We start from the raw sequence: 12,057 nt of genomic DNA on the forward strand, positions 1-12,057 counted from the left end.
ATCTGCTCTTCGGTGAACCTGCTCTTCTTCACGGCTCTGCTCCTCCCCTCAGGGGCTCACACAACCGGAAAACTCGCACTCACGCCGGACCAAAGCGATGGGGGGACGTCACGTAGCGGCTCTTCCACAAAGTTGCGCCAGTGAAGCAGCACGTGCCCTGCTCGCGCCGCGACACCGCCGCCGATCAGCACCCATGAGGACCACGCATGAAACAACTGATCCAGTTCCGCAAAAAGTTCGGTCAGGCCAACATGACGTCGCTGGTCGAGCGCGTCAGCCGCTTCACCGTGTTCCTGCGCAACAACGATCGCCAGTCGAAACCAATCATGGATGGGCTAATCCATGCGCTCGGCTCCCTGCCCCATGCGGCGCGGCGCTCAATCACCTTCGACCGCGGCACCGAATTTACCGACGGGCCCTATCTGCAAGCCGGGCTCGGCGTCCAGACGTGGTTCTGTGATCCGCAATCGCCGTGGCAAAAAGGCACCGTCGAAAACACCAACCGCCGTGCCCGCAGATGGCTCTCGAGAGACGTCGACCCTGTCGATCGACGATCAGCAGCTCCAACAGCTCTGCGCCCATCTCAACGCCACGCCTCGCAAGTGTCTGGGCTTCAGAACGCCCTCGGAAGTGTTCCGGCAGAAGCTCCTGGCCCTCCGTCGATGAACCGGCTAGCCTGCTCCGGCTGCAAAGTCGCACTTCGACGAGAACTCACACGCCGATGCTGGGCGGCAGCAACATCTATTCGTCGCCTTCTGGCAAGCCCTTGGCGATAAATGTGGACTACGGTCCTGAATATATCGATTCAACCCCCGCCACTGCGACGAGCTGTGGCGGGAGTCTATGTCCGATGGCTAAACCGGCGGGGCAGGTTCATCCTTCATGAACTGTGTAAGGACGTTTTTGGTCATCCTGGAGACATTGTTCTCGTAATTGTTCCAGGACAGGCTACCCAGCCAAGATATCGACGAAGTGCTGAACATACCCCCTCCATTGGCGGTTGAGAAATAGGTTATGTCTGCTCTTACGAACGGATGTTCGCCGCCATTCATACCCGGATGCGGGAAAGACTTGTCATCGGGAATGACGGTATAGACGACGCTGTGCTCGACCGAACTCGCTAGCAGGAGCGTATTTGGCGGCGTACCAAGGGACAAATCATAGCGATCCAGTTCGTATCCACCGGCGCCTCCGCCCACAAGACCGCCATCCCCGATCCTTTCATCAGGATCGATCCCATCCATGATCCAAGCAGCGCGTTTGTCCTGACTATCAGGCATCTGAACGAAGTAGCCTGAATGATCGAACCCAAAGCTGCTCATCCCGGTACCCCAGATTTTCTGGGTTGCCCGGGCGCGCCCGCGGAACCGGCCGCCGCGCCTGCCATTCGTGCTGTAGTGATATTCACCTGGGCGGGCTTCCCAAGCCGTCACGCCGAGTTCCTTGCGAACCTCCATGACCCAAGGCTTCTCCGGATGGATCGAGACGATCCAATACATCCCGTTTGCCGCGAGATACATTCCTCGACCTCCGTCGGCGAGATAGTCTTCCCAGGCATCCGCATTGGCCCAGGTTTGGTATTCTGGATGGGAGCCGGTAAGCACCACCTTGTAGCGGCGAAGCAGATCCACACCTTGCTCATGAAGGTCGTGCTCCGTCGCAACGTCGTATTCGAAGCCGTTATGATTGAGCCAGTCGATCAAGTGCAGGTCAGCGGGAAGCTCCCACAGAGAGCCAAACCCCTGACGATGCTTGGGACGAAGGTTCAATATTGGACGGCGCCAAGACGTGTACTGGACCCCGCGTCCGTCGATATGACCATCATATGTCGAGAGCCCATAATATTCGAGATTTCGATGAAGCTCGACGTCATTTTCATTGAGAACGGGTGTGTGTCCGGCGACTGCCTGACCAATATCCGCTTTGTGCATGATCTGTTCGTTGGCATAGGCCAAGTAGCTGAGTGTACTAGCAAGCACGAGGATTCTGGCGGTGGCCGTTCCGCGCGGGGGGAGGACGAAGAATGGTATATAGTCTTCTGTATCCCCGAAACGGATTCGGACTGCGTAGAAGTCGCTTTTCAAGCCTTCCGGAATTGTAAACTCAAAATCCTTATCCCATCGACAGTCATCCAGACAGTCCTCATGAAACCAGAGTGCGCCATACTGTTCCGGACGGTGTATGAAGTTTTCTTCATGTCCGTCCCAGTTCCAGCCTGTCGATCCGCGATCCGGTTGATTGACACATCGGCCGTGATGGCCATTGCCGGAAACATCGACGACATGATCGGTCGGAATTCCATTCGGTCCGATTCCCGCGGCAAAGTCCCAGTGTGCCAGACGGGCCATCGGTTCGAATACCTTCCCCTGCGATAGTCTCTGTGCGTCATCGTCGCGAAGCGCGCGCCCGTACATCTTTGGTGCATCGATCTTGCCGTTAAAGTTTGCGATGCACCAGGTCCGCCCGTTTCTGGCAGCCGCCTCTCCCAAGCCGGCGATCAGCAAGGACGTTCCGGAGTCGGACGGGGTTACATCGGCAGCAGCGGAAACGACCGTGTCGGAGTCGAGCGGCACCACAAGTCCAAACCGGCTGTTGGTCCTATTCACCACAGATTTCTGGTGAAGTATGATCACCTTTTCTACCGGATCGAAAACAGCCGTCACCGAGTACCATACTTCTTGGAACAAAGCGCGGTCACTGACGACCTGGCTGGTCGCCCCGCTGCCGTCGCCAACCGTGAACACAAGCCGACCTTTTTCGATCGTGAGACACCACCCGCATTGGCGCTCGTCATCCCATCGAGAGATAATTCCCTGACGGCCTCGTCCCGGCGTTGTGGGCCAAAGGAAGGTGTGCACAGAGAACGCGCCGCTCGGCTGAAGGGCTCCTTCGGAATCTGGGACCTCGACAAAACTGCCGAATTGGGTGCGTTGAAAACGAGCGGGATATCGCCCTTCTAAGGCAGATTTAACCGGCTCTTCCTTGTACCCCGGTCCCGCAGGGTTACTGTCTCCATGGATCAGCCGAACGAGTTCGGCATCATATGATCCCTCGGACTTGTCTGCGCTGACGTAAAAACGAATGGTTTCGCCTGTAGCAACACTGGGTCTGTCGCAATATCCGCGAATGCTGATATTCTTCATTGTTTTTCCTCCTCCCGGTACGGTTTATTTCAGTTCGTCGCGAATATCCTGGATGCGCTGCAAAAACACGGCGTGCATCGCCTCTTCTTCCGTGTCGAATTCACCATCAAGCAAGACTGGTAACTCTCCGAACTCACGGACTTCCGCGATCCGGTACGTGTTCCACTCTTTCTCTGCGTATATGTAATATTTTTCGAACGTTGGCTGCATTCGAAAGTAATTGTGCACACGTTGAAGTTGTGGGCTTGGGTGGTCTCTGTATCCGACTGGATTTTTCTTATGTTCTTCAATTATATCAGGATGAGTATTGATTATGTCAAATATTTCCTTGCGTCTTTTTTTGTCGAAGTAATCGTACCAGTCGCTGCTCTTATCTCGATAATTCGATGGGTCGAAAACGTAATTCTTTTCGGATTGAGACATTTACTCCTCCTCGGTTTGGCTTTTGGCTTTTGGGTTTTGGTGATGTGTTGACGGGTTGGCTGGCCGCAACTTAAACAAGGCTTTTACGGGTTGTTTTGGCGTCGATGTATGAAACTAAGTCGCTTAGCCTGATCAGGCCCGCGCTGGCCGCGAAGCAGGCTAATTCTATTCTGTTGTTTATTGAGGTTTTTTCGAATATATTTTCGAAGTGCCGTTCTATTGTTCTAGCTGATAGCTTGAGAACATTTGCGATCTGGCAACTCGTCAAACCCATGGCCGACAAGGAACAGACTTCAGCCTGCCTGACAGTCAGGCCGAAAGGCAGTTGGGAAGCCTTGCGGACCACAAGCCACCCTCGGTCGCATCTCTTGAATTGAACTTGATGAATATTTTCATCACAAATACACCAGCAAACCGAAGGTGTCAATCAGCGTCCAAAAGGGACCCAGGATCGGCGTCCAAAAAGGACCCACCGGCCGCCGCGCATGAGCGCCGACGCAGAGGCCGATGTCGCGCAGCCGGTCGGGTCAGCGGAGCGGCATCGGCCTCGTCTCCAGCCTGACGCCGGACCAGCTCTCGGCCCCGCGACTCAATCGGCACTCAACTGCGCGTCTTCAGCCGCCAGCTGGCGTTGCCCGTCTCCAGGATGTCGCAGTGGTGCGTGAGCCGGTCGAGTAGCGCCGTCGTCATCTTTGCGTCCCCGAACACGCTCGGCCACTCGCCAAACGGCAGGTTCGTCGTCACGATCACCGAGGTCCGCTCGTAGAGCCGGCTGATCAGATGGAACAGCATCTGTCCGCCAGCACGCGGAAACGGCAAGTAGCCAAGCTCGTCCAGGATCACGAGGTCCATGCGTGCGAGCTGCGAGGCTAACCGGCCGGCGTTGCCCGCCCGCGCCTCGGCCTCAAGCTGGTTGACCAGATCGACCGTGTTGAAGAAGCGCACCCGCGCCTCGCGCTCCCGCACGCAGTTCGCCCCGATGGCGATGGCCAGATGGGTCTTGCCGGAGCCCGTGCCGCCAATCAGCACAGCGTTGCGGCTGTCGGTGAGGAAGTTGCCCTGGTGCAGATCGCGCACCATCGCCGTGTTCACGGGCGAGGCAGTCAGGTCAAACTCGGCCAGCGTCTTCAGGACCGGGAACTTGGCGTTGCCCATGCGGTAGGCCGTGGCCCGGCTTTCCACGTCGGCCAGTTGCGCGGCTAGCAGATCCCCCACGACCCGCTCGGGCGCATGCCCGCGCTTGCCGGCCTGCGTGATGATCTCGTCGTAGGCGGCGCGCATACCACGCAGCTTGAGCTTGACCATCAGGTCAACCACGGTGTGTCGCTCCATCAGATCGCCTCCAGAGCGCGCAGGCCGTCGTAGCGCGCGCAATCAGCCGCAGGCTCGACCCCGAGCGTCAGGCCGGCGGGCGTTGGCACCGGCGTAGGCGGAAGGCTCTCGCGGCCACGCGCGAGCAGGTTGAGCACCGCATCGGCGCTGAACAGACGCGCGGCCAAGGCGGCGGTGCATGCGGCCTCGACCGCCTCCAAGCCTGCCTCTGGCACAGCCGAGAGGATCGCGACGAACTGCCGGTCGCCGTCGGCATGCGCGCGCAACCGCTCGCGGATCTGAGCCAAGCCGCCGGGCAGATCCCAGTCACGGAAGGGCTCGCCGTTGCGCAACGCTCCGGGCTTGCGGGCCAGCACAGGCAGGTAGTGCCAAGCGTTGAAGATGGTCTGGTAGCGGCCGAAGCAGCGCGCATGCTCGGCGACGATCTCACCATTGAGGAAGACGGCGATCCGGTCGGCATAGGCACGCAGCTGCACGTGTCGCCCGGCAACCCGGGCGGCCACCGAGTAGCGGTTGTAGTCGTAGCGCACGAGGCAGGTCTTGGAGGCGACGACCTCGACCTCGTGGAAGCCGTCGAACGCACCACGGAAGGGGATCAGCGCCGGCCGGTCCTCGGTCTCGAAGACGGCCTGGACGGTGCGGTCGCGCTGCACCGGATGGGCTGCGGTGGCCGCCCAGAGCCGGCACTGCTCCTCGAGCCAGTGGTTGAGGTCAGCCAGCGTCTCGAAGCGCAGGACCGGCTTGAAGAAGCGGTTGCGCGCTGTGCGCACCTGGTTCTCGACCTGCCCCTTCTCCCAGCCCGCGCCGGGATTGCAGGCGGTGGGCTCGACGAGGTGATGCGAGCAGAGCTGCAGGAAGCGGCGGTTGAAGGTGCGCTGGCGACCCACGAAGATCGCCGAGACGGCAGTGCGCATGTTGTCGTAGATGCCGCGCTGGCAGGAGCCACCGAAGAACCGGAAGGCGTGCTCGTGGGCGTCGAAGACCATCTCCTGCGTCTCACGCGGATAGGCACGCAGCAGGAAGAGCCGGCTGTGGCAGAGCCGGATATGGGCGACCTTGACCTGCGTGGTGACGCCGGCGAGCCGAACGGTCTCGTGGCTCCAGTCGAACTGGTAGGCCTCACCCGGAGCGAAGGCGAGCGGCACGAACACGCCCGCGGCGGTGGCGGCATGCTCCGCGAACCAGCGTTGCGCGTAGCGGCGCACCGCGTCGTAGCCGCCGGCATAGCCCTCCGCTCGCAGCCCCTCGAACAGGCGCGTGAGGCTGAGGCGCTCGCGTTTGGGCTTGGCCAACTCCTCGGCCAGCAGGACGTCGAGGCGCGCGATGTGCCCGTCGAGTTGCGGCCGGGGCTGGTGCTGACGCTTGTAGGCGAAGGCGGTCTTGTCCGAGCGCAGCGCCTTGCGCACGACCTTGCGGGACAGGCGCAGCTCGCGCGAGATCTCCCGGATGCTCCGGTGCTCGCGAAACAAGCGCCGGATCTTGGCGATGGTCTCCACGATCAACATCCCCGGCTGGCTCCCTGACCGTGAGCGGTAGGGAGCAAGAGATGCACGGGGGCGGGGTGGGTCCCTATTGGACGCCGATCAGCCCCTCAGCCGGGTCCTTTTTCCACGCCGATACCCACCCCCGTCCTTGCCGTAGATCTCGAACGCTTGCACGGCCCGGCGGGCGATGGCGTCGCTGATCGAAATCACCGTGATGCCGGCCGTGGCCAGGAAGGCGTCGTACAGGTCCTGCGCGACGGAAACCGGGAGGCCGAGGAGGCGCGCGAGGGTGATCGTCGCCTCCAGACGGACATGCGCCCCGGTCTGCCGGTGCCGGGCAGCCTCGATGCAGGTGAGGAAGGCCGCCGCCTCGGGCTCGTCGGCCAGGATGGCGACGATGGCGGAGGTGTCGATGAACACCGCTCAGCGCGTCCACAGCGCGTCGCGCTCGGCTTCGCTCGGAGCGGCCCCGGGCGGCCGATCGGCCTACGCCAGGGCCTCGGCCCGGATCGCGGCAACGCGATCGATCAAGGGCAGAGCTTCGTCGGCACGCTTGATCTCGCGCTGCAGGGCGAGTTTGATAGCGGCGGTGAGATTGGGGGCGCCGCAGCGCTTCATCACCGCTTCGGCCAGAGTTCGAACCTCTTCGTCCCGGATGCTGAGCATGGCGCCTCACCGTCCATACAAACTCCGTCTATACGCACAGACAGGTGCCGTCCATACAGGCAGGCCGGGCTGGCTGCCTGTCATCGCGAGGCATGACCGGGACAGGCCGGTGCCGACCTGTCCCTGGACGAGGCTCACGCCTCGTAGGGATCGAACTCGGTGACGACGCTGGCGGGATCGCCCTCGAACTCGTCCGAGGTGACGACGCTGTAGCCGACCTCGGAGCGGAACACGGTGACGGCGACCATCAGGGACTGCGAGAGGCTGTGGGCGTAGCTGTTCGCGAGGCTGAGATCGTTCGCCATGGGGATCGGGCTCCTGAGGGAGCGGGGGCGATCCCCACTCGACAGCGCCCCAGGAGGCCGGGAGAGGCCGCGATCACCGCGCAGGCGCAGCCGAAGCGGCCGCCCGCTTGCGGAGCGGACCCCTCGAGGGTTGATCGTGGAAGGCCGCGACGGCCTATCGGGGTTGCTGCGAGAGAGCGGGGTCGACCCACGCCAGGCGGGGCATCATCGACATGCCTGTGATATCAATATCATAGCGGTATGCTGCCGGGCCGTGCTCGACTCGTGGGACATCCCCGAACCTGGCGCGCACGGCTGCCTGAGCGCGCTCTACGAATGACCGCCGAGCTTTTCCGCGCAGATCGTCGCGACGATCTCGCGAAGGACCCCGATCCGCTCCACCAGCCAGGCCAGCTCCTCGCCGGTGATCTCGTAGTGCGGTGAGTAGCGGGCATCGACGTAGGCCCGGTCGAGCCGGGCAAAGCAGCGCCGGGCGAAGCGGGTGTCACGCGGCCAAGCCGCGATCAGCCGGGCGTCCACGCCCTCGGCCAGCGGCCGCAGGCGATTCAGGCGATGCAGCTTCGGGCTGTAGAGCGTCACCACGAGCAGGACGCAGTGATAGAGCCGTTCGGTGGTCTGGTGCAGCAGGAAGGCCGCGAGACGAAGATCGCCGCGCTGGATGAGGAAGCCGGCTGCCGCTTCGAAAGAGGCGGCGTCGGGAAACCAGTGCTGAAAATGCCGTTCGGCCTCGGCGCGCACCTCCGCGACGGACAACGGCTTCGGCGAGGCGAAGGGGAAGCCCTCGACCTCGTAGAGCACGATCCCGTCCCGGGCGATGTCCACGAAGAAGGGCCGGCCATAGGCGAGTTGGTCGTTCAGGTCGTGGATCGAGTGGACGATGAAGCTGACCTGCGTCCTGAGGCGGCGCGTCACGGTCAGCTCGCGCAGAAGCCGCTCCTCGGCCCGTTCCCAGAAGTCGTGCGGATCGGTGAAACGCTCGGTCTCAACCACGACGAGCAGGTCGTAATCCGAGTGGTAGCCGGTCTTGTGGTCGTCGACCCAGTCGCCGCGGGCATGCGAGCCGAACAGAATCAGCTTGAGGATGCGCCCGCCCTTGTATTTGTCGGAGAGCCTGCCCTTCTGGGCGGCCTCGAATTCCTCGAACAGGATCCGGGCCGCGAACTGGAGTTCGCGGCGCTTGCGTTCGGGGAGGTTGTCGAGACGGTCCGAGAGCGTCATGGCTCCTCGCATAGGCGGGGCGCAGGCAGACGCCAAGGGAACGGAGCCAGCGCATCGTCGAGGGGCGATGATTCAGGCCGACGGTGATGCCGATCAGGCCGCCGGCCAACCATCACGCCAGTCGGAACCGACATCGACATGATATCAATATCAGAGCGCTATACGGTCACAGGGTTCGGTCGATTCGGTCCTGGGCGGCGGTGAACAACGGGCGGATCGCGGTCCGGATCTGGTTCATGAACCCGGGTCCGAACGAGCCACGCGCCGTCTGGTTCGGATCGAAGTGGAAGGACCGCTCGGCGACATCGTAGTTGTACTCGCTGATCGTGATCCAGCCGCGCTTGAACGTCGACAGGCCGGCCCGTCGCAGTTCCAGCACCGGGATCTCGAGGGCGGCCTGTCCGTCGCCCGGCGGGGTTCCGGAGATCGCCAGCAGGACGAGGTGGGTCAGTCCCTGAGCCTGATCCGGGATGGTGATGGCCAGGCAGGTCGGACGATCCTTGGGCGCGTTGAACCGGCCCTCCTCCCGCTGCCAACGCCACAGGTAGGGATAGGTGATGACCGAGCCCGACGGGAAAGGCGCGGCCACCCTAGTCGCCCCCATGCTCGGCGGATTGCCGGTCGAGTTCGGTGAGGATGAGGTGCGCCAGATCCGGCGGCGTCTCTCCAGCGGCGAAGGCGCGGCGAGGGTCGGCCTGCTCGGTCAGTTGGCGGTAGGTATCGGCCGAGAGGACGACGAGAGAGGGCCGACCGTGTTTGGTCAGGGTCAGAGGCGCCAGACGCGCTTGGTCGTGGTAGCGGCCGAAATGGCGAAGAAACTCGGCCGTCGTGACGGATTTGTCCGGCATGCTGCGCACTCCTGAGTTTATCAGATTATACATATAACTCGGATTTGCATCAAACCACGGGGTGCGGTCACAGGGCGAGGTCCTCCTGCAGGAAGCGAGCGGGGATCGCCTCCTCGTGGCCCTCCCAGACGATGTGACCGCCTTGCCAGATGGTGACGAAGCCCCCGCCCTTCGGCATCGGCGGCAGAGGGGTAGCCTCGAAGTTCCGGCAGCCGAACTCGCCCACCGTGGCCGAGAACGCTGGCACCCGGCTGTTGCCGATCAGGACGCGGTCGCAGGCGCCGGTCGGCCGCCGAACGCGGCGGCGCGACAGGCCGAGGCGGAAGGCTTCGTAGGCCTGTTGCTCGCCCTCGGACGGCGCCTTCCAGTGCCGGCAGTGCTTGCACTGGCCGGGACGGGTGTCGGCCGGCTCCTCGAGCGCCGGCCCGCCGTTGTGCTCACGGAGAGCGGTCATGGCCGCCCTCCGTGCGCCCCATCCGCCTCGGACAGCCAGGCCCGCAGTTCCTGGCGCATCCGGCCGATCGGCCCGTTGATGACGTTGACGCGGGCCTCTCGCCGCACGGAGTCCATATCGACGAAGCCCCGCACAAGGGCGTGCATCACGTCGACGTAGAGCCGGCCGCCGACCAGCGCGATCTCCTCGAACGGCTCGACGCCATGTCGGGCCAGCGAGGCGATCTCGGCACCAGGGTGGATCCCGCAAGTGTCCGGCCGCCGCGGCGAGGGCGGCCGGGGCCAGCGCGTGGTCACGCCGCCGGCGATCATGCGATCGGCGAGGTCCTGCGTCAGCCGCGCGTCGTAGTCGGCGATCGGGGTCGCCGCGTCGCGGAAGCCGTAATGGGCCGACAGGAATGCCACCTTGGCGCAGCGACCGTCGGGATCGGCGGCGCGAAGCGTCCGCCAGAGGGGGCCGTCGTAGCGCGCGAGCGCCGGGATCCGGTCGGGATCGGGGCGCTTGGTCGACGAGCAGGCGAGGACGAGGAGACGGGCCATGGCCGGGCTTTCGCGACGGGCGCCGGAGCCTCTCTCCGATCGTCGACCCCGTCACACAGCACAGGGCTTCTCTGGCTCTCGAACGTGGTGCGGGACATTCGCCGCGAGAAGCGTTTCAAGGGGGGATTCGCCCTTAACCCGGCCGTGCTAGCACGGCCGGATCGTGCCGAAGGGAGCCGTCACGAGTCCGATAGTTCGGTGACCCGAGGCGGATCGATGAAGTCGGAGCCGAGATCCCAACTGCCGTTGTGTCCTCACCGGTGGCCGACCGGGTGCTCCGGGTGGACCGATTTGCTCCCAGTTCAAAGATACTTGAGCCAGGCGATGTCACGTCGCGACGCCTTGAGGCGCGAGAACCAGGCGGTCGGGAAGTAGAGGGGCGCGATCAGCGCCGCGTACCACACCAGAACCCACGTGTAATCCGCGACGGCGAACACAGTACCCTGCGTTGCGCCCCAGATCGCGAACGCGCCGTGGTAGAGCAGCCGCAGAACCGTCAGGTGAAGCAGGTAGAAGAAGAGCGGCGCACCGCCGAACACCGCCAGCGCCGCGACGACCGGGCGATCGCCCATGCGTTCCAATACGACGAGCAATAGCGCCCCGATCCCAAGCGTGAGGAGCAGGAACAGCAGCGCGGGCGGATACTTCGTCAGCGCGAAGAAGCTCATCCCTGTCCGCAAGGCACTGCCGTCGACGACGAACCAGGGCTTGTCACCGTAGCCGTTCCCCAGGCGCAGCAGCGCGAAGGCGACCAGCATCGCGCAGCCGAGCATCGCGAAACGGCGCTCTCGCGTGCGCGTGGCGATGCCGGGCAGGAACCACGGGCCGAGGGCGAAGCCGAGCACGATGACGCCGATCCAGGGAAACACCGGATAGGTGGTCTTCGCGACCAGCCCGAAGGGAAGCACGATGACGTCGCGCTGGTGCAGCATGGCCCAGACCGGAAATAGGGGCTGATCGGGTTGGAGCTGGATCGGGTCGAGGAGGTTGTGACCGCACACGATCAGCAGTCCGACCGCGACCAGAACCGGACGCGGCAGGCCGATCAGCGCCGCCAGGACGATCATGCACACGCCGATGCACCAGATCACCTGAAGCCAGAGCGTCGGGCTGGCCACGCCCCAGTAAAGTTCAGAGAGGTAGAAGACCTCCAGGGCCATCAGCACGAGACCGCGCTTCACCAGATAGGCGCGTGTCTCCGCCGGGGTGTGCCGGGTGCTGAAGAGGTACGCGGCCACGCCCGTCAGCACGACGAAGACCGGCGCGCACAAGCTGACCGCGAGGCGGGCCAGATACAGGGCCGGCAGGGCGGTCCTGGCGTCGACCGGATCGGCCACCGACACATGCAGGAACCAGGTTTCGCGCAGGTGGTCGAGGAGCATCAGCACCATCACCAGCCCCCGAAGGGCGTCGATGGAAGCGATGCGTCCGGTCCTGGCCGATTCCTCTGTCGACGCCTCCAGCGTGCTCGGATGAACGGCCATCAGAAGCGGGCCGTCATGCTGACGGTCACGCGCCTGGGCTCGCCGACGCCTGTCAGCGGGCGTTGAATACTCCCTGATTGTGGGCATCGAAAATTCCCTGGTCGGTGCCCTGGCCCGTAGGGTCGCGACGCCCCGCGCCCTCTCGGGCTTTTCCATCCTCA

At 63.5% G+C, this 12,057-nt stretch carries 14 protein-coding genes and 1 pseudogene; 1 reads left to right on the forward strand and 14 read right to left on the reverse strand.

What is annotated here, in order from left to right; translation table 11 throughout:
- Nucleotides 1-215 precede the first annotated feature (215 nt).
- Nucleotides 216-666 (forward strand): annotated as a pseudogene (locus MFF24_RS27935) (IS30 family transposase); the annotation flags it as partial.
- Between the two features lie 188 nt (nt 667-854).
- On the opposite strand, the gene MFF24_RS27940 reads toward MFF24_RS27935, so the two are convergent.
- The 14 genes from MFF24_RS27940 to MFF24_RS28000 all read right to left on the reverse strand — a co-directional run bounded on the left by MFF24_RS27940 (nt 855) and on the right by MFF24_RS28000 (nt 11,896).
- Complete coding sequence (locus MFF24_RS27940) at nt 855-3,143, reverse strand: N,N-dimethylformamidase beta subunit family domain-containing protein (protein WP_238229129.1); 2,289 nt, start codon at nt 3,141-3,143, stop codon at nt 855-857.
- Between the two features lie 24 nt (nt 3,144-3,167).
- The gene (locus tag MFF24_RS27945; RefSeq protein ID WP_238229130.1) at nt 3,168-3,566 is read right to left on the reverse strand and encodes a N,N-dimethylformamidase alpha subunit family protein; all 399 of its coding nucleotides are present in this window, start codon (nt 3,564-3,566) and stop codon (nt 3,168-3,170) included.
- A 70-nt stretch (nt 3,567-3,636) separates the two neighbouring features.
- Nucleotides 3,637-3,912 (reverse strand): response regulator transcription factor, encoded by a 276-nt coding sequence (locus MFF24_RS29140; RefSeq protein ID WP_373322755.1) that lies wholly within the window; start codon nt 3,910-3,912, stop codon nt 3,637-3,639.
- Nucleotides 3,913-4,166: 254 nt separating this feature from the next.
- A complete protein-coding gene (gene istB / locus MFF24_RS27950; RefSeq protein WP_082291637.1) occupies nt 4,167-4,898 on the reverse strand; it encodes an IS21-like element helper ATPase IstB in 732 nt (243 codons plus the stop codon).
- Entirely contained in the window at nt 4,898-6,403 is a 1,506-nt protein-coding gene (gene istA / locus MFF24_RS27955; RefSeq protein ID WP_238229131.1) for an IS21 family transposase, read from the reverse strand. The genes istB and istA overlap by 1 nt, the downstream gene beginning before the upstream one ends.
- 78 nt (nt 6,404-6,481) lie before the next feature.
- A complete protein-coding gene (locus MFF24_RS27960; RefSeq protein WP_238229132.1) occupies nt 6,482-6,802 on the reverse strand; it encodes a type II toxin-antitoxin system VapC family toxin in 321 nt (106 codons plus the stop codon).
- Nucleotides 6,803-6,868: 66 nt separating this feature from the next.
- Nucleotides 6,869-7,048 (reverse strand): type II toxin-antitoxin system VapB family antitoxin, encoded by a 180-nt coding sequence (locus MFF24_RS27965; protein WP_238229133.1) that lies wholly within the window; start codon nt 7,046-7,048, stop codon nt 6,869-6,871.
- 134 nt (nt 7,049-7,182) lie between these two features.
- Complete coding sequence (locus MFF24_RS27970) at nt 7,183-7,353, reverse strand: hypothetical protein (RefSeq protein ID WP_238229134.1); 171 nt, start codon at nt 7,351-7,353, stop codon at nt 7,183-7,185.
- A 309-nt stretch (nt 7,354-7,662) separates the two neighbouring features.
- Complete coding sequence (locus MFF24_RS27975) at nt 7,663-8,571, reverse strand: HEPN domain-containing protein (protein WP_238229135.1); 909 nt, start codon at nt 8,569-8,571, stop codon at nt 7,663-7,665.
- Nucleotides 8,572-8,737: 166 nt separating this feature from the next.
- Entirely contained in the window at nt 8,738-9,160 is a 423-nt protein-coding gene (locus MFF24_RS27980) for a hypothetical protein (RefSeq protein ID WP_238229136.1), read from the reverse strand.
- A gap of 1 nt (nt 9,161) precedes the next feature.
- Nucleotides 9,162-9,419: a type II toxin-antitoxin system prevent-host-death family antitoxin gene (locus MFF24_RS27985; protein WP_238229137.1), complete on the reverse strand. Its 258-nt coding sequence runs from the start codon at nt 9,417-9,419 to the stop codon at nt 9,162-9,164.
- A gap of 67 nt (nt 9,420-9,486) precedes the next feature.
- Nucleotides 9,487-9,873, reverse strand: a complete 387-nt coding sequence (locus MFF24_RS27990) for a hypothetical protein (RefSeq protein WP_238229138.1) — start codon at nt 9,871-9,873, stop codon at nt 9,487-9,489.
- Nucleotides 9,870-10,412: a hypothetical protein gene (locus MFF24_RS27995; protein WP_238229139.1), complete on the reverse strand. Its 543-nt coding sequence runs from the start codon at nt 10,410-10,412 to the stop codon at nt 9,870-9,872. The genes MFF24_RS27990 and MFF24_RS27995 overlap by 4 nt, the downstream gene beginning before the upstream one ends.
- Nucleotides 10,413-10,714: 302 nt before the next feature.
- Nucleotides 10,715-11,896, reverse strand: coding sequence for an acetyltransferase domain-containing protein (locus MFF24_RS28000; protein ID WP_238229140.1), 1,182 nt, complete (start codon nt 11,894-11,896; stop codon nt 10,715-10,717).
- Nucleotides 11,897-12,057 lie beyond the last annotated feature (161 nt).

The organism is Methylorubrum aminovorans (assembly GCF_022179725.1).
GTDB lineage: Bacteria > Pseudomonadota > Alphaproteobacteria > Rhizobiales > Beijerinckiaceae > Methylobacterium > Methylobacterium aminovorans.

What these genes read in the sequence shown, in the direction of transcription:
- MFF24_RS27940 (WP_238229129.1), bottom strand. Translation starts at nt 3,143, where the DNA reads ATGAAGAATATCAGCATTCGCGGATATTGCGACAGACCCAGTGTTGCT.
- MFF24_RS27945 (WP_238229130.1), bottom strand. Translation starts at nt 3,566, where the DNA reads ATGTCTCAATCCGAAAAGAATTACGTTTTCGACCCATCGAATTATCGA.
- istB (WP_082291637.1), bottom strand. Translation starts at nt 4,898, where the DNA reads ATGGAGCGACACACCGTGGTTGACCTGATGGTCAAGCTCAAGCTGCGT.
- istA (WP_238229131.1), bottom strand. Translation starts at nt 6,403, where the DNA reads ATGTTGATCGTGGAGACCATCGCCAAGATCCGGCGCTTGTTTCGCGAG.
- MFF24_RS27965 (WP_238229133.1), bottom strand. Translation starts at nt 7,048, where the DNA reads ATGCTCAGCATCCGGGACGAAGAGGTTCGAACTCTGGCCGAAGCGGTG.
- MFF24_RS27970 (WP_238229134.1), bottom strand. Translation starts at nt 7,353, where the DNA reads ATGGCGAACGATCTCAGCCTCGCGAACAGCTACGCCCACAGCCTCTCG.
- MFF24_RS27975 (WP_238229135.1), bottom strand. Translation starts at nt 8,571, where the DNA reads ATGACGCTCTCGGACCGTCTCGACAACCTCCCCGAACGCAAGCGCCGC.
- MFF24_RS27985 (WP_238229137.1), bottom strand. Translation starts at nt 9,419, where the DNA reads ATGCCGGACAAATCCGTCACGACGGCCGAGTTTCTTCGCCATTTCGGC.
- MFF24_RS27990 (WP_238229138.1), bottom strand. Translation starts at nt 9,873, where the DNA reads ATGACCGCTCTCCGTGAGCACAACGGCGGGCCGGCGCTCGAGGAGCCG.
- MFF24_RS27995 (WP_238229139.1), bottom strand. Translation starts at nt 10,412, where the DNA reads ATGGCCCGTCTCCTCGTCCTCGCCTGCTCGTCGACCAAGCGCCCCGAT.
- MFF24_RS28000 (WP_238229140.1), bottom strand. Translation starts at nt 11,896, where the DNA reads ATGGCCGTTCATCCGAGCACGCTGGAGGCGTCGACAGAGGAATCGGCC.